This window comes from Bacteroidota bacterium (assembly GCA_017303905.1).
In the GTDB taxonomy this organism is placed as follows: domain Bacteria; phylum Bacteroidota; class Bacteroidia; order B-17B0; family Aurantibacillaceae; genus JAHEYG01.
The window spans coordinates 402,438-423,137 of sequence record JAFLBH010000001.1 but is presented as its reverse complement, the minus strand read 5'-3'; the positions used below and the strand labels follow the sequence as shown (position 1 = coordinate 423,137).

The following is a 20,700-nucleotide window of genomic DNA, read 5'->3' as shown; positions in this document are numbered from 1 at the left end:
TTATGATTACAACAGATATAGCAGTTATCGGAGCAGGACCAGTTGGTCTCTTTGCCATCTTTGAAGCAGGCCTTTTAAAAATGCGCTGTCATTTAATTGATTATTTACCTCAGGCAGGCGGACAACTCTCGGAGATTTATCCGAAGAAACCCATTTATGATATTCCGGGTTATCCGACCGTTCTAGCTCAAGAGCTGGTAGATAATTTATTGAAGCAAGCAGAGCCTTTTAAACCAACTTTTACTTTGGGTGAAAGAGTTGAAAAGCTTGATAAAATCGCAGAGCGTGATTTTATTCTTACTACAAACATGGGAACTAAGATTAATGCACGTGCCGTTATCATAGCCGGAGGTTTAGGTTGTTTTGAGCCTCGTAAGCCGGAAGTAGAGGGTTTAGAAAAATTTGAAAACGGCAAAGGTGTTTCTTACATGGTTCTTGATCCGGAAGCGTATCGTAATAAAAAAATTGTTTTAGCTGGTGGCGGCGATAGCGCATTGGACTGGACTATTTTTTTATCAAACGTGGCAAGCGAAGTGAGTCTGGTACACCGCAGTGAATCTTTTCGCGGAGCACCGGATAGCGTAAATAAAGTATTAAAATTGGCCGAGGAAGGAAAAATAAAACTGCATTTAAACAGTAATTTATCGCACGTTTCAGGAAATGAATATTTACAGGAAGTTGGAATCGTAAATGCAAAATCGGGCGAGAAACATATAGTGAGTGTAGATAATCTAATTCCATTATTTGGTTTAAGTCCGAAACTCGGTCCTATAGAAAATTGGGGATTAGAGATTGATAAGAATGCCATTCTTGTGAATACAGAGGATTATCGTACAAATGTGGAAGGTGTTTGGGCCATTGGCGATATAAACACATACAAGAACAAGTTAAAGCTTATTCTTTGTGGATTTCATGAGGCGGCCTTAGCGAGTCACAGTATTTACAAATACTTGAATCCCGGCGTAAAATATACTATGAAATATACGACGGTGAACGGTGTAAATGAGTTCTGATTTTGTACCTTTATGGAACTAATTTAAAAGCACTATGAAAGTAAATATTAAACGATTAAATGATAATTTTCACATGGAAGCCCGTGGCGAAAACGGCGAAGTGTTACAAATGGATGGCTCACCCGATATTGGCGGCAATAATTTAGGATTTCGTCCGATGCAAATGTTACTGGCCGCTGTTGGCGGATGTAGTTCTATTGATGTCATTTTAATTTTAAAAAAGCAAAAGCAGGTGATAGAATCTTTTGAGGTGGAAGTAGACGGCGAAAAAGAAAAAGTAGAAGATCATTCTGTTTGGAAAAACATCGTGTTGCATTTTAAAATCATGGGCCAGGTAGATTATGACAAAGCGGATCGCGCGGTAAAATTATCAATGGATAAATATTGTTCAGTATCAAAAATTTTGCAACCAACATCAAACATTACTTATAAATTAACTGTGAATTAAAATGGAAAAGAAACACTTTGAAACCAATGCCATTCGTGCACAGTTAGAACGTAGTGAAAATAATGAGCACTCTGTTCCGGTTTATTTAACCAGTAGTTTTGTGTTTGATACGGCAGAAGACATGCGTGCAGCTTTTAATGAAGAAACCGATGCGCATATTTATTCGCGTTATACAAATCCAAATAACAGCGAGTTTGTCAATAAGGTTTGTTTATTAGAAGGTGCTGAAGCCGGCGTTGCAATGGCTTCCGGAATGGCCGCAATATATACAACGTTTATGGCCTTGCTAAAATCAGGAGACCATGTTGTTTCTTGTTCTTCTGTGTTTGGCGCTACACACGCGCTATTCACAAAATATTTTCCTAAGCTCAATATTTCGTATTCTTATTTTAATATTAATAACCCAAACGATATTGAGAAACTCATTAAACCTGAGACGCGATTTATTTATCTGGAAACGCCTACAAATCCGGCCATCGAATTAATGGATTTGGAATTTGTAGCTGCAGTAGCTAAAAAGCATAAAGTACTTTTAATCGTTGATAATTGTTTTGCCTCGCCGTATTTGCAACAGCCCATTAAATGGGGCGCTGATTTGGTTGTGCATTCTGCAACAAAATATATGGACGGACAAGGTCGTGTGTTAGGTGGAGTTGTTGTGGGTAAAGCGGATTTGATAAAGGAAATTTATTTATACGGCCGTTTAACCGGTCCTTCATTAAGTCCGTTTAACGCATGGGTATTAAGTAAAAGTTTAGAAACATTGGCACTTCGCATGGAGCGTCATTGCGAGAACGCTTTATATGTAGCGGAAGCTTTGGAAAAGAATGCTGCCTTGGAAAACGTATCCTATCCGTTTTTAAAATCACACCCTCATCATCACATTGCAAAAAAGCAAATGAAATTGGGAGGAGGAATAATCACAATAACAGTTAAAGGCGGCTACGAAGCAGCGAAGAAGTTTTTAGACAAATTACAAATGATAAAAATATCTCCTAACCTTGGTGATGCACGAAGTATTGCAACGCATCCTGCTTCTTCCACACATTGTAAGTTAAGCGAAGAGGAGCGTTTATCAGTTGGCATTACGCCCGGATTAATCCGTATCTCTATCGGTTTGGAAAACAAGGAAGATATTTTAAACGACATTCAACAAGCATTAAAATAATAGACATCGTTGTAGAGCTTGTTGAAGCGAAAATAAAATGAACAGAGTAAAAGAAATAGAAGAGTTAATAAAAGGAAAGAATGCAGAAGACATTCTCAAAACCATTGCTGCATTGCATAATGAGAGAATAGTGTTTTCTACCAGCTTGAGTTACGAAGACCAGGTGATAACGCATTTTATTTTTACTCATGATTTAAATATTTCTGTTTTTACTTTAGACACAGGACGATTATTTCCTGAGACGTATTCGGTTTTAAGCAGCACACTCAACCGCTATAAAAAACCAATTCACGTATTTTCTCCTGCAACAGCTAAAGTGGAAGAGCTGGTGACAAAAAAAGGACCATTCAGTTTTTATGATAGTGTGGAGAATAGAAAAGAGTGTTGCTTCATCCGAAAAGTAGAACCTTTGAAGAGAGCTTTGCAAGGGAAAACAATTTGGATAACAGGAATTCGTGCAGAGCATTCAGAAGGAAGGAACGATATGCCAATAGTAGAGTGGGATGAAAGCAATCAGATTATTAAAATACATCCGTTATTAAATTGGAGTATGGAGGATGTAAAAAAAGTAATTAAACAATTTAATATCCCATACAATCCTCTACATGATAAAGGGTTTATCAGCATCGGTTGTCAGCCTTGTACCCGAGCAATAAAAGAAGGAGAAAATTTCAGGGCAGGAAGATGGTGGTGGGAAGATAATTCAAAAAAGGAATGCGGATTACACAGTTAGTTCACTGCAGCCCCATCCTTCAGGGTGGGGAAAGTATATAGAAAGAAAATAAGCCTTTAGGCTTGAAATGAGAAAAGAAATGAGCACACAAAAAGATTATTTAGATCAGTTAGAAGCGGAAGCGATTTACATTTTGCGCGAAGTGGCCGGACAATTTGAAAAGCCGGCTTTGTTATTCAGTGGCGGAAAAGACAGTATTTGTTTAGTGTATTTAGCATTAAAAGCTTTTCGTCCCGGAAAATTTCCTTTTCCTTTAGTGCACGTAGACACAGGTCATAACTTTCCTGAGGCGCTGGATTATAGAGATAATTTAGTAACTAAGTTGGGCGAGAACTTAATTGTTAGAAAAGTTGAAGACACCATTAAAGCTAAAAAGTTACAAGATGCCAAAGGAAAATTTCCAAGCCGGAATGCTTTGCAAACATATACGTTGTTAGATGTGATTGAAGAATTTGAATTTGATGCTTGTATCGGTGGGGCTCGTCGCGATGAAGAAAAAGCAAGAGCCAAGGAAAGAATATTTTCAGTACGTGATGAGTTTGGTCAGTGGGATCCTAAAAAGCAACGTCCGGAATTGTGGAATATATATAACGGAAAAATCAATAAGGGTGAAAACGTGCGCGTATTTCCGATTAGCAATTGGACAGAGCTCGATGTTTGGAATTATATCAAGCGCGAGAACATAGAATTGCCAAGCATTTATTTTACGCATGAGCGCGAGTGTGTAATAACTGAAAGCGGACAGCTCATGGCTAATTCACACTATTTGCAATTAGAATCTACAGACAAAATTGTAACAAAGAAAGTACGTTACAGAACTGTAGGTGATATGACCTGTACGGCCGCCGTAGAAAGCGAAGCACATACTTTAGACGACATCATCAACGAAATTAAAGAAGCAAAAATAAGTGAGCGCGGCGCAACGCGAATGGACGACAAAATAAGCGAAGCGGCAATGGAAGACCGCAAGAAAGGAGGATATTTTTAACATGGAATTATTAAGGTTTTTCACAGCAGGAAATGTAGATGACGGAAAAAGCACTTTGATTGGAAGATTATTATACGACAGCAAATCCATCTCAACCGACATCATCGAAACATTAACGAAGCAAAGTAAAACTACGGGCGTTAATGCTGATATAGATTTAGCATTATTAACGGATGGTTTGCGTGCCGAGCGTGAACAGGGCATCACCATTGATGTGGCTTATAAATATTTCAGTACCGATAAACGGAAATTTATTATAGCCGATACTCCCGGACATATTCAATATACGCGTAATATGTTTACCGGCGCATCCAACGCGGATCTTGCCATTATATTAGTGGATGCAAGAAACGGAATTACGGATCAAACCAAGCGCCACAGTATTATTTCTTCTATTCTGGGAATTCCTCATGTATTGGTGTGCATTAATAAAATGGACTTGGTTGATTATTCTGAAGAGGTGTATAAAAAAATCGAAGCTGATTATTTAAGCTTTGCGAAACCATTAAACCTAAAGGAAATTACTTTTATTCCTGCCAGCGCATTGGCGGGAGATAATGTGGTGCATGCTTCTGAGAAAATGAAATGGTATAAGGGGAAACCTTTATTACAGTTTTTGGAGGAAGTAACTATACATGAAGCAAACAAAAGTGAATCTTCGCGCTTTCAGGTACAATACGTTATTCGTCCGCAAACCGACGACTTGCACGATTACCGCGGATACGCAGGAAAAGTTTCGAGTGGCATTTATAAGAAAGGTCAAAAGGTAATTGTTCTTCCTTCAGGAATCGAAACTACGATTGATAAAATTGAAAAGCATCAGAAAGAAATTGAAGTTGCTGAAGTAGACGATCCGATTATCATTCATTTAAAAGATGATGTAGATATTAGCAGAGGCAGTACGATTGTTCCTAATGAGCAATTACCAAAAACAGAAAAAGAAATCACAACCACTTTATGTTGGATGGATAATGCCGCCTTCGTACCAGGTCAAAAATTACTGTTGCAGCAAAATAGTTTTCGCACAAAAGCAATTGTGAAAGAAATCCAATCACACATTGACATACATACTTTCGAGCAAAAGGAAAGTGATGGCGGTATGAAACTCAATGATATTTGTAAAGTGTTAATCAAAACGGCTGAAGCAATTAGCTTTGACAGCTATAAAGAAAACCGTTCTTCGGGTTCTTTTATTCTGATTAACGAAAACACTAACAACACCGTTGCGGCGGGAACCATTGATTAAAGCAAAGTCAGCTGTCTGATTTCGGACAATGATTTTTTATACACATCTAATGTACGGGTTCTAGCGGCAGCATGATCCACAATAGGTTTGGGATATTTATCAGTACCAAATTCGGGGATCCATTTTTTGATATAAGCAAAATCAGGATCAAAGCGTTTTTGTTGCTCTGTTGGATTAAATATTCTGAAGTAAGGCGCGGCATCCACGCCGCATCCTGCTGCCCATTGCCATCCACCGTTATTCGCGCTTAAATCAAAATCATTGAGTTTTTCAGCGAAATACGCCTCTCCCCATTTATAATCAATCAATAAATCTTTAACTAAAAAGCTCGCGGTAATCATGCGCACGCGGTTGTGCATAAAACCTGTTGCGTTCAATTCACGCATGCCTGCGTCTACAATAGGAAATCCTGTTTCACCATTACACCATTTTAAAAACGATTTTTCATCATGTCGCCATTCAATATTGTTGTACTCTTTCTTAAAAGCGCCATTAACAATATGAGGAAAATGCGATAAAATCATCATGTAAAAATCTCTCCAGATTAACTCGTTCAACCAGGTTTCGCTGTTATTGATGGCGAGCCTCACCATTTCACGGATACTTATTGTCCCGAATCTTAAATGCATACTGATACGGGATGTTCCATGGATGGCAGGAAAATCTCTTTGCTCCTTATATTTTTTGAGAAGTAGTGTGTCAATTTTTGGTAATTGCAATGATAAATCTGTTTTCTCGAAACCAATTTGTCTTAAACTAGGAATGGGTTCAGCTTTGAAACTCAAAAAGTTTTTGAAGTGTTTTTTGTTCGGATAGGCTTTTGCATAGAAGCCGGTAAATTTTTGCTTCCATTTTTTACTGTAGGGCGTGAAAACAGAATAAGGCGTTCCGTCATCTTTCACCACTTCACTTTTTTCAAATATGCATTGGTCTTTAAATGTATGAAATTCTATTCCGCTGTTTTGCAACAGAAGTTTAATCTCCTCATCACGTTCAATGGCATTCGGTTCATAATCGTGATTGGTATAAACAGCATGAATGGAATATTTTTTGATTAAGTCTTTAAATGCCGTACCGACCTCACCGTTATAGACTTTAATTCCTGAATTCAGTTCTTTTAAATCTTCACTCAGTTTTTCTACGGCTTGATGAATGTAGTCTACCCTTCTGTCTTTTTTATTTTCGAGTTTATTAAGTATGTCTGTATCAAAAACAAAAACCGGCAGCACTTTATAACCCGATTTGAGCGCATGAAACAAGCCTGCGTTGTCGTTTAAACGTAAATCTCTTCTGAACCAAAATATGCCGACGGTCTCTTTCATAATCCTTCGAGGTGTAATAATTATTTAACAATCAAATACTTAAAAAGTTTTTTAGATTTATTATTTTATACTAACAACCTTATTTACAGGTATTTATTTAATTTAATTTTGCACCAAAAGTACTTTATACTATGATTCAGGAATTAAGCGAACAGGAATTATTAAGAAGAGAAAAACTGAAAGAAATCAGGAACCTTGGCATTGAGCCATATCCTGCCGAAGAGTTTGCCATTAACGTAAACGCTGCTGATATTAAGGAAAATTACGAGCGTGATAAATTAAATTATAAGGATATTTCGTTAGCCGGCCGCATCATGAGTGTGCGCGACATGGGTAAAGCTGCGTTTGCTGTTTTACAAGATGCAACAGGACGTATTCAAGTATACATTAAGCGTGATGAGGTTTGTCCGGGCGAGGATAAAACATTATATGATGTTCTTTGGAAAAAATTGCTCGACATTGGTGATATAATTGGTGTAAAGGGTTACGTGTTCACAACAAAAACCGGTGAAATTTCCATTCACGTTTCTGAATTCAAATTGCTCAGTAAAGCATTGAAGCCATTGCCGATTGTAAAGACGGATGCAGATGGAAATTCATTTGATGAAGTGACAGACCCTGAGTTTCGTTACCGTCAGCGTTATGTGGATTTAATTATCAATCCAAAAGTGAAACACACATTTGAGCTTCGTACAAAATTAATAAACACTATCCGCAACTTTTTAAATGAAGGCGGTGCGTTGGAAGTAGATACACCGGTATTGCAAACGATTCCGGGTGGAGCAATAGCCCGACCGTTTGTTACGCATCATAACGCATTAGATATTCCATTATTCCTTCGTATTGCGAACGAACTTTATTTAAAACGTTTAATTGTTGGTGGTTTTGATTGGGTGTATGAGTTCAGTCGTAATTTCCGTAACGAGGGGATGGACCGCACACATAATCCTGAATTTACCATTCTTGAATTTTATGTGGCCTACCGCGATTATTTCTGGATGATGAATACAACAGAGAAATTGCTTGAGAAAATTGCTTTAGACTTACACGGAACTACCGATGTTCAGGTGGGAGATAAAACCATCAGCTTTGCGGCGCCATTCAAACGTATTTCTATTTACGACGCGATTAAGGAACACACCGGAATTGATGTGAGTAAAATGGAAGAAGCGGAACTCCGCGCTACCTGCAAGCAGTTAAAGTTGGACATTGATGACAGTATGGGCAAGGCAAAACTGATTGATACAATTTTTGGAGAGAAATGCGAAGGTAATTTTATTCAACCAACTTTTATTATTGATTATCCGGTAGAGATGAGTCCGCTTACAAAGAAGCATCGCAGTCAGCCGGGATTGGTTGAGCGTTTCGAATTGATGATAAACGGTAAGGAAATTGCGAACGCATATTCCGAACTTAACGACCCGATAGATCAACGCGAGCGTTTTGAGGAGCAAGTGAAATTGATGGAGCGTGGTGATGATGAAGCGATGTATATCGATGATGACTTTTTACGCGCATTGGAATATGCTATGCCTCCAACCGCGGGAATTGGAATCGGAATTGACAGATTGTGTATGTTGATGACCAATCAACCATCTATTCAAGATGTGTTGTTGTTCCCAACCATGCGCCCTGAAAAGAAAGAACAAGCAGCCACTGAAGAGGCTACAAAATAAATTTATGCAAAGGATAATTTTAATAGTTTTTAGCGTATTGTTATTGTGGGCTTGCAACAACACCCCAAAGCAGGTTGTTGAAACCAAGCCGCGTGTTTTCCCGCAATACCATGTGTCGTTAGATGAAATCATAAAAACGAATGATGGTGTTATTCGTGGCATTAACCTTAACAGTAAAGCCGATTCTATTAAAAAACTGGAGAAGCAACAGGCCGTAGAAGCCGATAAAGATCGATTGTATTTTGAGTACACCATTGATAGCTTAACCAATTATTCTATCGAATATACTTTGCTGAACGATAGTTTGGAAGAAATTAGTGTACAGGTAAATTGTAATGATCCGGATGTTGGTTCAAAAATATTTAACGACTTAAAAGATTATTACGAGAAGAAATTACCGAATCCGATGGAAGACCAGGGACAAGTAGTTTATAATTGTTTTGAAGGACAACGTAAGCCGTTTGTAGTTTCTTTATCTGATAACAGTACTCCAACAAAGGGAATTATTAATCTTTTGATTTATAAGGATAAGTAATCCTACTCCTTAAACACCTGAATATATCCTTTTAAGAATCGCGGCTTGGTTGGTTTAACACGCAACTCATTCACCACGCAAGTATAGAAATAAGTACCATCACTGGCTAGCATTTTCGTTTGAAGTACTTTTCCATCCCAATTAAAGTAAGGATCTTTTGTTTCGTAAATTAATTGTCCCCAACGATTGTAAATATATAATTCAATGTCTTTAATGTGCTTCACGCGGATGGCTTTATAAAAATCATTCACGCCATCCCCGTTAAATGTAACAACGTTTGGTAATTCAAACTCCGGACAATTATCAATACAAGTAGCTTCCGCTTTTAAGCTTTCGTTGCCTGATGAATCTATCGCGGTTACCACATAACATCCTGCAATGGAAGTTAAGCCATCGTAGAAGAAGGAAGTGTCTTGAATATTAAGAATGGAATCCACTAAAACCAAATCATCTTCTTCGGTTGGTTTGTAATATAATTTATATTTAATTACATCATCCGAACAACTGTGATTAGGGTTGTTCCACACCAATTGTACAAAACCGGTTTGACAATCGGAGGTAATGGAAAGAGTAGGTGAGCAAGGTAAAGTCAAATCAACCGGTGTAGCACACACTTCCTGTGAATTATTTAATAATGGTTTGAAAATACTTGGATCGCTATATTCACCCTTTGCTAAAACTTTGTAACAATAAGTAGCGCGGTTCACTACGTCGCCGGTATCTTTATAGCTAAGCGCTGTTGTACTATCAATTAAGTTAAATACGGTTTGCGACGGTGCTTTTCGGAAAATGTAATATTTATAATTACCCCAAGGCACATAATGCTTCCAGCTTAACGTAACCTTACGGTCGGCAGGCACTACACTTAAAAAAACAGAGCTGGCGGTTTGTGTTGAACCAACAAAAGTTGAGTTAGCATAAAAATCAACTTTATAAATCACCAAATCACTCACCGTATTTATATTCGTATGCGTAAACGTGGTGTCGCTTAATTGATTTAAAGCAGCGAAATAAGGTTTGGTTACAGAATAGACTTGCGTAAACGTTCCGCTTAAGCCTTGTTTATAATACACGCGGAATTCATAAGGGCCGGGAACAATAGTTGTGTCGAGATTAGAGGCATTGGTAACGGGACGAATCCAACGAACGAAAGCCTGACCGTTTGTAGTACCGGTAGTTTGAATGTCAACGTTAACAATAATAGGCACATCTTTCTTTAATTGTGCGCACACTTGATTGCTTGCATAACTCATGGCGCCATCCGCATAACGGGCAGCCACAATGTAATTGTAATTTACACCATGTGATAATCCAGCCCCACCATTGTTATCAATAAACGTAGTATCATTAATGCCGGTGGTACGACCAATGTAGGTATAGCCTGAACTTGGCGGAACACCTGTTTCGCAAGGTGCCGGCGACCAAGGGTTACAATCGTTTTTGCGGTAGACATTATAATAGATAACAGTATTACCAACACCTACGCTGCTGCAGTTACTCTTCTCCCAAATTAATTTAATTGAACTTCCTAAAGGTGTTGCCGATAAATTTTTCGGAGGAGGGCCGATCACCGTTATGTTATAAGTTTTAAAATCAACCAGCTGAATCTGCGGATCATTATCGATGGCTTTAATAGTAACCTGATACGGCGAGTTACGAACTTGCGCGCAGGAAGTTTGCCAATTAAAGGTTCCGAATACTGTTCCGCTTGCAGGGGCCGAAGCAAAGGTAGCAATAGGTAGCGCCGAGGCAAAAGGTCCGCCATTCGCCGACATGGTAATGATATCTGTACTATTGCCATCAGTGGCAGTAAAAATTTTTGTTATGAGAGTTCCGGCCACAACACACGTATCATTTACACTCGCAATTTGTGGCGCAGTGTTAGAACAAGGGGAAACAATGATTTGCATATCGCGCATAACATATCCAACCAACACACGTTTTCCGTCTAAATTCTTACGCCACTCTTTAATAATAAAGGCTACATTGTATTCGCCGTTAAGTTGAGGTGTACACCAGGTTAATGTTCCGTTGAAAGGGTGAATATTAAAGGTGCCACCGCTTCCCGGATCAGGAAACGTATATCCAGGAATAGTAACACCAATTTGCGAAGTAAAAGGATCTTCACCTTTACAGGTTACTAATTCGTAGGACAAACTATCACCATCAGGATCGTAGGCGCCGGGATTGTGTAAATAACATTTATTTAAACAGGCTTTATCAAGCGGTGCCAGTGTTAATACAGGCGAGTTATTGGCCCCCATGAAATTACTAATGACTAATACCGTTTCGAGATAAAAAGGCTGATGAACTGAATTAGGAACATTAATTACGCCGCTGTTACGGTTTCGATCGAACATGGAAATGGTGAAAGTTCCGGGTCCGTTATAGGTGTGGGTAGCTTTGTAAATGTTTTTCTTGAAGCCCGGAGAAATGATTTCTCCAAGCTTTGATCCCGGACAGTCATTACTCGGGTCATTAGCTCCATTGATACGTATGGCTTGTATGCTGTCACCATCTCCAAAATGAATAGTAAGTTTACAACGATCGGCAATGCTTGGTCCGTCATCCGTATAAGTTACAAGCGTAATTTCGTAGGTATAACCAAACAACCATTTATAGGTTATTTCGCCGGCACGGTTATGCGTGGCGTTTAAGGAAATAGAAATTCCAAAAACAATAAAAAAAAGATATGCCAGCCTTCTCAACATCAAAAACTATTCTCAAAAAAAGCATTACTAAGTTACAATTATAAACGCACAATACCAATAAAGGTTCATGTGTTAAAAAGGGCATTTGGTCATTATTTGGGCTTTTAACAGGTGTTGTTTCAAATAATTTGTCTAATTGGGGCGTTGCGAAGGTTAAATTATTATAAATTTGACCCGTTTTTAAACTATATCCCTCCATGGGAAGCAACGGCAACGGTCATCACGACCATCAATTAAACAAAATTACTCTTGGCGGCTTAATTGTTACCCTGGGAATTATTTATGGTGATATCGGAACTTCGCCACTCTATGTAATGAAAGCAATTGTTGGCGATAAGCCAATTAATGCGGATGTTATTTTGGGTGGAATGTCGCTGGTGTTTTGGACACTTACCTTACAAACTACTATTAAGTATGTCATTTTTACTTTAAGAGCAGACAATAAGGGGGAGGGTGGAATTTTTGCTTTATATGCTTTAATAAAGAGAGCAAAGGTGAAATGGCTGATTTTTCCGGCCATAATTGGAGGTTGTTGTATTTTGGGAGAGGGAATTATTACACCACCCATTTCGGTGGCCTCTGCCATTGAAGGTTTGCGTTTAATGCCGGGCTTGGGGCACATTCCAACCATTCCAATTGTTATTGCAATTATTACAGGATTATTCTTTATTCAGCAATTTGGCACAAAGTTTATTGGTAAATTTTTCGGACCGGTGATGTTGGTATGGTTTGTTATGTTGGGGACTTTAGGTGTCATCTCGATGGCAGGTAATTTATCGGTATTAAAATCACTCAACCCTTATTACGGAATTAATTTGTTAGTGGAACATCCGGGAGGATTTTGGCTTTTAGGTGCTGTGTTTTTATGTACAACTGGAGCTGAAGCTTTGTACTCTGATATGGGACATTGCGGCAGAAAAAACATTCGCATCAGCTGGATATTCGTAAAATTAATGCTCGTGTTAAATTACATGGGTCAAACAGCCTGGTTAATCTCGCATGAAGGAAAAACTTTAGACGGCGCGAATCCGTTTTATTCATTGATGCCAACCTGGTTTTTACCTTTTGGTATCGGCATCGCCACAATTGCAACTGTTGTAGCATCACAAGCGTTAATTAGCGGATCGTTTACTCTAATCAACGAGGCTATGCGCTTGAATTTTTGGCCTAAATTAAAGATTAAATATCCTACTGAGTTAAAGGGACAAATGTATATTCCGGCCATTAATTGGTTTTTATACGTAGGCTGTGTAAGTATTGTTTTGTTTTTTAAAGAGTCTGCGAACATGGAGGCCGCTTACGGACTCACCATTATTTTAGGAATGATAATGTCGTCGCGATTGCTGGCGTTCTTTATGCGACTTAAAAAATATCCTAAACTATTTTTGTATTCGTTTATTCCGGTTTACATAATTGTGGAAACCGCGTTTTTAATCGCCAACCTTGAGAAATTTCCAAAAGGCGGTTACATTACTTTAATTATTGCCTTATTCTTATCAGGAATAATGGGTGTATGGTACATGGCTAAATTAATTCGTCATCGTTATACCGATCTTGTAAAGTTAGATGAATACAAAAAAATGCTGTGTGAGTTAAGTCGCGATAATTCTTTACCTCGTTATGCTACTCACCTTGTTTATATGACAAGCGCACATAAACCGGATGAGATTGAAACAAAAATTATTTATTCCATTTTGCAACGTCGCCCTAAGAGAGCAGATGTGTATTGGTTTGTGCATGTAGATGTAATGGATGAACCTTACACCATGGAATATAAAGTAAATCATATTGCCGCGGATGACATTATCAGAGTAAATTTCCGTTTAGGATTCCGTGTTGCGCCAAAAATCAATTTAATGTTCCGTAAGGTAGTTGAGGATTTGGTGCGCAATAAGGAAGTGGATATTACCAGCCGTTACGACTCATTGCAAAAGAACAATATTAGTGGCGACTTTAAGTTTGTGGTAATTGAAAAATATTTGAGCTATGATAACGATTTGCCGTTTACAGAAAAGGTTATCCTGGAAATTTATGATGTCCTCAAAAACTTAAGCTTAAGCGAGGCGCGCGCTTTTGGACTGGACAGTAGTTCTGTAAAAGTGGAGAAATTCCCAATGGTATTTAAGACACCTAGCTTCTTAAATCTTAAACGAATAGAAAGCTAAACCTTTAAATTTATTTCAGCTCGTGTGCCATTGCTGTTAGTAAACGTAATGGTGCCGTTTAACTGTTCGGCAAGCATGTGAATTAATTCCATGCCTAAACTTCCTGTGTTGTGGTTTTTTACATCAAACCCCGAACCATTGTCTTGTACAACTAATGTGTATTGAGAATCCGATTGTTTAAACTCAACGGTAATGGTTCCTTCAGTTGCGTTTTTAAAAGCGTGTTTGAAAGAGTTGGTGACTAATTCGTTTACAATTAATCCCAATGGAATAGCGGTGTCTAAATCGATGGCAACGTTGTCACAATTTAAGGTAGTGGTAATTCGGCATGTGCTTACGGCATACGATTTTTCGATTTGCATTAGCAAAGCTTTTAAGTACTCCGAAATGCTAATGTTGGTCATGTTGCTCTTATTGTAAAGCATTTGATGAATGAGCGACATGGAATTAATACGCAAACGACTTTCTTGTAAAACTTCTTTAGCAGCTTTACTCTCTATCACATCCGACTGCAAACTCAACATGCTCGAAATAATTTGTAGGTTGTTTTTAACGCGGTGATGAATCTCTTTAATTAAAAATTCTTTTTCTTTTAATGCGTTTTCAATAGCTGTTTTTTGCTGAATGATGTGTTTGTTTTTAATGAATAATTCACCCTGACGACGCTTATTCATCTGATTATTGATAATTAAAAAAGTAATAACGAAAGCGAGGATAACTACGCTTAATAATAAGTACGATCTTCTTGTTTTTTCGTGTTCGTACAATAAATTATTTTGCTGTATGATTTTTTCTTTTTGCACCAAGAGATTTTCTTTTTGATATAGATCGAAAGAAATTTGTTGATTGATTAATTTGCTTTCATTGTCAACCTTCTGTATAGAATCTTTAAAACGAATGTATTTATCGTAATTTTCGGAAGCCTTGGCCAGGTTGCCGGTATACTTATAATATTTAGCTTCCACTAAAATATTACTAAGAGTAGGTGCTAATTCTTCAATTTTTGTAATGAGTGGTTTACAGCTGTCTATGTATTTTCGCGCAACATCAAACTTTTTAAGTTCCAAGTAACATTCAGCAATGAGGTTATAACTATTGGCAGCGCTTAGGAGGTTGCCTTGTTTTAAACTGTAATAAATGTCTTTTTTGAGAGGGGGAATTGCATCGGCATAATTATGTTGCTTTGCCAGGATAGAGGCCATATTGCCTTCAATTAATCCGCTGAAGAAATCAAAGTAAGTGCGGTTTTTATCATCACGCATTTTTGCGTCTATCAAAACTTTAGCTTTTTTAAAATAGTGCATGGCGCTGTCTAATTTATTGGCTCTATTAAAATGAACGCCCATATCGTTATAGAAATTTCCGAGTACCGTTGTGTCTTTTTTCAAATCAGCAGACTTATCATTAAACTCTTTTCTTAATTCGCGTGTTGATTCGGCCGGCATCCCTAGCTGCATGTAGATATAGCTCTTCTTTGGCGAATAGTTCTTTTTAAAATCATCAGGAAAACGATGTTTGATGCGCTCAAATATTTCCTGAATCTCAAAAGCTTTGTTATAGTTACGTAACTTTATATAGGCAGGAGATAATATATTAAGAATCGTTAAACTGTCCTGTAATCCTTGTGCGTGAAAGCGCAAACTATTCTCTAAAACAAAAATGGCTTTGTGATGTTCCATTTTGTTTGCTTCTATGCGAGCATCAATAATGTCGAAGTAAAATTTGGCTTCGTTGCTGTTGGTATTATAATAAACTTTTTGTTTTAACTGTACTAAACTATCCTTGATTAATGGATAAACAGCGGCCAGGTCCTCAGCTTTTAATTTAAAAGCCATGTGAACTTTTTGTTTGAGATCAGCTTTATTGAACTCAATAACAAAACTGTCTTTGTTAAAGTTTTGGCTAAAACCTAAAAGTGGAAATAAGAGAAAAAATATAAATCTGAATCTTAACACAAGCCTGCAAAAAAGGTAATAAACAAATATACTGTTTTAGATATTTAGAAAATTAAAAACAATTCTTTTACGCATAAATGGGGGCTAATCCCCCTTGTATATTCCGGTATATATTTTTCCATCTTTCGTGATGTAACCACGATACATGCCTTCGGTATTAAATGGGAGGGCTACATTTCCGTTAGTATCAAGTACAATGGCTCCGCCCTCTCCACCCATTTTCACCATTTTTTCCAATATTACTTTTTCGGCAGCTTCTTTTACATCGAGGTTTTTGTGTTCAATAAGCGATGAAATTTCATGCGCCACTACCGCGCGTATAAAATATTCTCCATGACCTGTACACGATACGGCACAGGAATTATTATTGGCATATGTTCCGGCACCAATAATGGGGGCATCGCCAACGCGACCGTATTTTTTATTAGTCATTCCTCCGGTGGAGGTTGCAGCTGAAATGTTTCCAAAATTATCTAATGCAACAGCACCAACAGTTCCGTGCTTATCAGGTTTGTTTTTAGTTTTAACAGAATCTGTATGATCCATCTCAATTTTGTTTTGTTCTTTCGCCTTTAAATATTGTTGATAGCGGTACTCATCATAAAAGTATTTAGGCTCTACAATTTCAAGTTTTTTTTCTTGCGCGAATTTTTCGGCGCCATCACCAATTAATATGACGTGCTCAGATTTTTCCATCACTGCTCGCGCGGCTTTTATTGGATTTTTTATTGTATGCACTCCGGCCACAGCTCCGGCTTTTAAATTACTACCATCCATAATCGCCGCATCCATTTCGTTTTTACCATCACTGTTAAACACAGAACCTTTGCCCGCATTAAAGAGCGGCGAATCTTCCATTACAATTATAGCAGCTTCCACAGCGTCGATGCTAGTTCCTCCTTTTTGTAACACGGCATAGCCTGCCTTAAGCGCTTCGGTTAATTTTTCATGATAAGCTTTTTCTTTTTCAGGTGTCATGTTTTTCTTTAAGATAGTGCCCGCTCCACCATGAATGGCTAACACAACTTTATCATTTTGACTCATGAGATGTAATGTATTTAACGAGAATAAAACAACTAATACACGAAGAAAATAATTCATGAAATAAATATAAAACTAATTCCTGAATTTATCCCGCCCATCCGTCTCTGTCTAAACTTCGGTATTGAATAGCTTCAGCAATGTGATTAGGCTCTATGTTTTCAGCTCCATCCAAATCAGCAATAGTACGCCCAACTTTTAATATTCTATCATATGCTCTTGCTGAAAGGCCTAATTTTTCCATAGCACCTTTTAAAAGTGAATTTCCTGCCTCGCTTAAACTGCAATATGTTTTTAATTCTTTCGTATGCATTTGTGAATTGCTGTAAATGCCCGGTAAGCCGGCAAAACGTTCGCTTTGTTTTTCGCGCGCTTTTATAACACGCTCACGGATGTTTTTGCTCGACTCTGAATTTTGTGGCTTGCTTAATTCATTAAACGGAACGGGCGTTACCTCCACATGCAAATCTATCCTATCTAATAACGGACCCGAAATTTTGGTTAAATATTTTTGTACTACTCCCGGCGCGCATACGCATTCTTTTTCGGGGTGATTATAATAACCGCAGGGACAAGGATTCATACTCGCCACCAGCATAAAACTCGCGGGATACTCCACACTGAACTTAGCACGACTGATGGTAACAACGCGGTCTTCTAACGGTTGTCGCATTACCTCCAACACCGTGCGTTTAAACTCGGGCAACTCATCTAAAAACAAAACGCCATTATGTGCTAAAGAAATCTCTCCGGGTTGCGGATGATTGCCGCCTCCAACAAGCGCTACATCACTAATAGTGTGGTGCGGACTTCTAAACGGTCGTTGTGTGATTAATCCGGCTTGTTTAACCGTTTTTCCTGCTACACTATGTATTTTGGTGGTTTCTAACGCTTCTTCCAACGACAATGGTGGTAAAATAGAAGGCATGCGTTTACTCAACATTGTTTTTCCGGCGCCTGGCGGACCAATTAAAATCACATTATGTCCGCCTGCAGCCGCAATTTCAAGAGCCCGTTTAATATTTTCCTGACCTTTCACATCTGCAAAATCAAATGAAATATCATTGAGTCGATTTAAAAAAGTTTCTTTAATGTTTACATGTATTCTTTCCAGTCCAACTCCTTCATTTAAAAATTCGATGACCTGTTTCAAATTGTCGGCGCTGTAAACTTCAAGCCCTTCTACCACGGCAGCTTCTTCTGCATTTTGTGCAGGAAGAATGATCCCTTTAAAACCATCTTGTTTGGCTTTAATTGCAATGGGCAAACAACCTTTTATCGGGCGTATTTCTCCATCTAAAGCCAATTCTCCCATGATGGCGTAATCTTCTAAAAAATCTTTTTTCAATTGTTCGGATGCGGCTAAAATTCCCATAGCAATGGTTAAATCATAAGCCGAACCTTCTTTACGCACATCGGCCGGCGCCATGTTAATGGTGATGTGTTTTACCGGCATGTTGAGTCCGTTGTTCTTTAATGCCGCATTAATTCGCTGTTGACTTTCCTTTATGGCACTATCCGGTAAGCCTACAATAAAAAAATTAACTCCTTTCTGAATATTAACTTCCACAATTACTTTGGTAGCGGTAATTCCATGCACCGCATACCCAAACGTTTTTACCAGCATATAATCTTGTTTTTGCGGCAAAGAAACCATGAAAGCATACAGAACCTTGCTATAAATTGTAGTATTTAACGTCTTGTGCCCAAATTGGACTTGCTAATATGATTCCTAAGTTTTATTTTTAAAACTTAAATTTCGGATATGAAAAAGATTTTTTTATCAAGCGCACTCGCAATATTTACTACTACTGTTTGTTTGGCACAATCAAAACCCGACATCACTGATTTAAACTGTTATAATAAATGGTCGGTAAAATTTGAAGAGCGTGGTGCTGAGGATGTAAAGGATGGATCATACACCGACGTTATTATTTCTTTCCGTCAGGGAGCAAAGGCGGATTGTTATACCGGTAAGGCTGAGGTGATGGGAGGCAAAGTAGTGCATTTTTATACTGAAAACGTGGAGGGACAATATATTGAGGTTAAGAAAACGTATAAAGCCAGCTCGCCAAAAGAAGTAACTATTATCAACGGCATTAGTTCAACCATGATAACCATTCATAATGAGCTAATTAACGTGATTTGGCCCAACAAATTAAAGGCAAAGAAAGCAGCTCTTAAGCGCGCTCCGGAGCCTACCGACGATTAAAATATCACATTTTAACTTCTAGTTCTGCTTTTATTGCGGAAAAACCTGTTTCTCAGGGTAATTGCTATTAAAAAATTCTTATTTTTGCAGCCCTTATATTAATACAAGTTTTATGCCCATGAATATTTCGAAGAAAGACATCGACAGTTTAAATGCCGAAATCGTTATCAATTTAGGCCCTGCCGATTATGAAGGAAAAGTTACGGAAGCTATTAAAAAAGTGCAACGTAATGCGGCGATGCCGGGTTTCCGCCCCGGAAAAGTACCTGTTGGTTTAATTAAAAAACAATACGGCACTTCTATTTTAGTTGAAGAGTTAAACAAAATCTTAAACGATAGTTTACACAATTATATTAACGATAACAGTATCGAGATTCTTGGTAATCCGATGCCGAAAGAACAACAACCGGTTGATTGGAATAACCAAAAGGATTTTACTTTCACTTACGAATTAGGTTTAGCACCAAAGTTTGATGTGAAGGTGGATGATTCTCATTCCTTCACTTATAAAAAAGTAAAAGTAGATGAAGAGTTGGTAGAAAAATATTTAAAGGATGTTCGTCGTAATTACGGTAAATCAGTAAACCCTGAAGTTGCCGGTGATAAAGATGTTTTATTCGTTGATATTGTTGAGTTGGATGCTGATGGAAACATTGTACCGGGTGGAATTTTTAAATCAACAAGTATTGGTATCGACCGTTTGAAAAACGAAACTATTAAGCCGAAATTAATCGGTTTAAAGAAGGAAGATAAACTTGTAGTGAATGTAAATGAATTATATGAAACTGCTCTTGACAAATCTATTTCTTTAGGAATTGATAAAGCAGCAGCAGAATCATTTAATGGAAACATTCAACTTACGGTTAAGAACATCGCTCGCCTTGAAGATGCTGAATTGAACCAAGAATTGTTCGATAAGCTTTATGGAGCGGGTAACATTAATTCAGAAGAAGAATTCAGAAATAAAATTAAAGAAGAATTAGGCTTGATGTTTAATCAGGACAGCGATCGTGATTTACGTAAGGAAATCGAGAAAACCTTAGTGACTAAATTAAACTTACAATTACCGGATAGCTTCTTAAAACGTTGGTTAATGGCGGTGAATGAAAAGCCATTGTCTCAAGATCAATTAGAAAAAGAATATCCTGATTATGCGAACGCAATGAAATGGCGTTTAATTGAGAATAAAATTATTAAAGACAACAACATTGTTGTAAGTCCGGAAGAAGCAACAGAGGAAGCGAAAGCTTTCATCCGCGGTGAGTATGCACGTTACGGACAAACACCTCAGGAAGAGGATGTAAATAAAATTGCGAAAGATTTGTTAACTCGCGAAAAAGAAGCACAAAAGATTTTCGAAAATCTTTATGCAAAAAAAGTACTTGATTTAATCAAGGAAAAATGCAAGCTTAACAGTAAGGAAGTTTCTTATAATGAGTTTTTCGGTATAAGCAACTAACATGAACAAACAAACAACGACCCCGTTC

General features: G+C 37.9%; 16 protein-coding genes. 11 read left to right on the top strand and 5 right to left on the bottom strand.

Annotated elements, in window-relative coordinates:
• Nucleotides 1–2: 2 nt before the first annotated feature.
• The 6 genes from J0L69_01750 (at nucleotide 3) to J0L69_01725 (ending at nucleotide 5,596) form a co-directional block, all read left to right on the top strand.
• Complete coding sequence (locus tag J0L69_01750) at nucleotides 3–1,013, top strand: NAD(P)/FAD-dependent oxidoreductase (protein MBN8691885.1); 1,011 nt, start codon at nucleotides 3–5, stop codon at nucleotides 1,011–1,013.
• Nucleotides 1,014–1,047: 34 nt separating this feature from the next.
• Entirely contained in the window at nucleotides 1,048–1,461 is a 414-nt protein-coding gene (locus J0L69_01745; GenBank protein MBN8691884.1) for an OsmC family protein, read from the top strand.
• Nucleotide 1,462: 1 nt separating this feature from the next.
• Nucleotides 1,463–2,629: an aminotransferase class I/II-fold pyridoxal phosphate-dependent enzyme gene (locus J0L69_01740; protein ID MBN8691883.1), complete on the top strand. Its 1,167-nt coding sequence runs from the start codon at nucleotides 1,463–1,465 to the stop codon at nucleotides 2,627–2,629.
• Between the two features lie 37 nt (nucleotides 2,630–2,666).
• Complete coding sequence (locus tag J0L69_01735; protein MBN8691882.1) at nucleotides 2,667–3,362, top strand: phosphoadenylyl-sulfate reductase; 696 nt, start codon at nucleotides 2,667–2,669, stop codon at nucleotides 3,360–3,362.
• A 79-nt stretch (nucleotides 3,363–3,441) separates the two neighbouring features.
• Nucleotides 3,442–4,350, top strand: coding sequence for a sulfate adenylyltransferase subunit CysD (gene cysD, locus J0L69_01730; protein MBN8691881.1), 909 nt, complete (start codon nucleotides 3,442–3,444; stop codon nucleotides 4,348–4,350).
• 1 nt (nucleotide 4,351) lies between these two features.
• The gene (locus tag J0L69_01725; protein ID MBN8691880.1) at nucleotides 4,352–5,596 is read left to right on the top strand and encodes a GTP-binding protein; all 1,245 of its coding nucleotides are present in this window, start codon (nucleotides 4,352–4,354) and stop codon (nucleotides 5,594–5,596) included.
• Here the strand turns inward: J0L69_01725 and J0L69_01720 are convergent.
• A complete protein-coding gene (locus J0L69_01720) occupies nucleotides 5,593–6,918 on the bottom strand; it encodes a deoxyribodipyrimidine photo-lyase (GenBank protein ID MBN8691879.1) in 1,326 nt (441 codons plus the stop codon). The genes J0L69_01725 and J0L69_01720 overlap by 4 nt on opposite strands.
• Before the next feature lie 131 nt (nucleotides 6,919–7,049).
• On the opposite strand from J0L69_01720, the gene lysS reads away from it, so the two are divergent.
• Complete coding sequence (gene lysS / locus J0L69_01715; GenBank protein ID MBN8691878.1) at nucleotides 7,050–8,594, top strand: lysine--tRNA ligase; 1,545 nt, start codon at nucleotides 7,050–7,052, stop codon at nucleotides 8,592–8,594.
• 4 nt (nucleotides 8,595–8,598) lie between these two features.
• Complete coding sequence (locus tag J0L69_01710) at nucleotides 8,599–9,129, top strand: hypothetical protein (GenBank protein MBN8691877.1); 531 nt, start codon at nucleotides 8,599–8,601, stop codon at nucleotides 9,127–9,129.
• 2 nt (nucleotides 9,130–9,131) lie between these two features.
• On the opposite strand, the gene J0L69_01705 is transcribed toward J0L69_01710, so the two are convergent.
• Nucleotides 9,132–11,840: a gliding motility-associated C-terminal domain-containing protein gene (locus tag J0L69_01705; GenBank protein MBN8691876.1), complete on the bottom strand. Its 2,709-nt coding sequence runs from the start codon at nucleotides 11,838–11,840 to the stop codon at nucleotides 9,132–9,134.
• Between the two features lie 197 nt (nucleotides 11,841–12,037).
• On the opposite strand from J0L69_01705, the gene J0L69_01700 reads away from it, so the two are divergent.
• Complete coding sequence (locus J0L69_01700; protein ID MBN8691875.1) at nucleotides 12,038–14,005, top strand: KUP/HAK/KT family potassium transporter; 1,968 nt, start codon at nucleotides 12,038–12,040, stop codon at nucleotides 14,003–14,005.
• On the opposite strand, the gene J0L69_01695 is transcribed toward J0L69_01700, so the two are convergent.
• The 3 genes from J0L69_01695 to J0L69_01685 form a co-directional block, all read right to left on the bottom strand.
• Nucleotides 14,002–15,840, bottom strand: a complete 1,839-nt coding sequence (locus J0L69_01695) for an ATP-binding protein (protein ID MBN8691874.1) — start codon at nucleotides 15,838–15,840, stop codon at nucleotides 14,002–14,004. The two genes, J0L69_01700 and J0L69_01695, sit on opposite strands and share 4 nt — an antisense overlap.
• A 204-nt stretch (nucleotides 15,841–16,044) precedes the next feature.
• Nucleotides 16,045–17,061 (bottom strand): isoaspartyl peptidase/L-asparaginase, encoded by a 1,017-nt coding sequence (locus J0L69_01690; protein MBN8691873.1) that lies wholly within the window; start codon nucleotides 17,059–17,061, stop codon nucleotides 16,045–16,047.
• A gap of 28 nt (nucleotides 17,062–17,089) precedes the next feature.
• Nucleotides 17,090–18,628: a YifB family Mg chelatase-like AAA ATPase gene (locus J0L69_01685; protein MBN8691872.1), complete on the bottom strand. Its 1,539-nt coding sequence runs from the start codon at nucleotides 18,626–18,628 to the stop codon at nucleotides 17,090–17,092.
• A 138-nt stretch (nucleotides 18,629–18,766) separates the two neighbouring features.
• Here J0L69_01685 and J0L69_01680 point away from each other — a divergent pair, with 138 nt between their 5' ends.
• Complete coding sequence (locus J0L69_01680) at nucleotides 18,767–19,213, top strand: hypothetical protein (protein ID MBN8691871.1); 447 nt, start codon at nucleotides 18,767–18,769, stop codon at nucleotides 19,211–19,213.
• A gap of 112 nt (nucleotides 19,214–19,325) precedes the next feature.
• A complete protein-coding gene (gene tig / locus J0L69_01675; GenBank protein MBN8691870.1) occupies nucleotides 19,326–20,672 on the top strand; it encodes a trigger factor in 1,347 nt (448 codons plus the stop codon).
• The last annotated feature ends 28 nt before the right edge of the window (nucleotides 20,673–20,700 follow it).

Coding starts and splice junctions, on each gene's coding strand:
- J0L69_01750 (MBN8691885.1), top strand. CDS start 3: ATGATTACAACAGATATAGCAGTTATCGGAGCAGGACCAGTTGGTCTC.
- J0L69_01745 (MBN8691884.1), top strand. CDS start 1,048: ATGAAAGTAAATATTAAACGATTAAATGATAATTTTCACATGGAAGCC.
- J0L69_01740 (MBN8691883.1), top strand. CDS start 1,463: ATGGAAAAGAAACACTTTGAAACCAATGCCATTCGTGCACAGTTAGAA.
- J0L69_01735 (MBN8691882.1), top strand. CDS start 2,667: ATGAACAGAGTAAAAGAAATAGAAGAGTTAATAAAAGGAAAGAATGCA.
- cysD (MBN8691881.1), top strand. CDS start 3,442: ATGAGCACACAAAAAGATTATTTAGATCAGTTAGAAGCGGAAGCGATT.
- J0L69_01725 (MBN8691880.1), top strand. CDS start 4,352: ATGGAATTATTAAGGTTTTTCACAGCAGGAAATGTAGATGACGGAAAA.
- J0L69_01720 (MBN8691879.1), bottom strand. CDS start 6,918: ATGAAAGAGACCGTCGGCATATTTTGGTTCAGAAGAGATTTACGTTTA.
- lysS (MBN8691878.1), top strand. CDS start 7,050: ATGATTCAGGAATTAAGCGAACAGGAATTATTAAGAAGAGAAAAACTG.
- J0L69_01710 (MBN8691877.1), top strand. CDS start 8,599: ATGCAAAGGATAATTTTAATAGTTTTTAGCGTATTGTTATTGTGGGCT.
- J0L69_01705 (MBN8691876.1), bottom strand. CDS start 11,840: ATGTTGAGAAGGCTGGCATATCTTTTTTTTATTGTTTTTGGAATTTCT.
- J0L69_01700 (MBN8691875.1), top strand. CDS start 12,038: ATGGGAAGCAACGGCAACGGTCATCACGACCATCAATTAAACAAAATT.
- J0L69_01695 (MBN8691874.1), bottom strand. CDS start 15,840: ATGGCTTTTAAATTAAAAGCTGAGGACCTGGCCGCTGTTTATCCATTA.
- J0L69_01690 (MBN8691873.1), bottom strand. CDS start 17,061: ATGAATTATTTTCTTCGTGTATTAGTTGTTTTATTCTCGTTAAATACA.
- J0L69_01685 (MBN8691872.1), bottom strand. CDS start 18,628: ATGCTGGTAAAAACGTTTGGGTATGCGGTGCATGGAATTACCGCTACC.
- J0L69_01680 (MBN8691871.1), top strand. CDS start 18,767: ATGAAAAAGATTTTTTTATCAAGCGCACTCGCAATATTTACTACTACT.
- tig (MBN8691870.1), top strand. CDS start 19,326: ATGCCCATGAATATTTCGAAGAAAGACATCGACAGTTTAAATGCCGAA.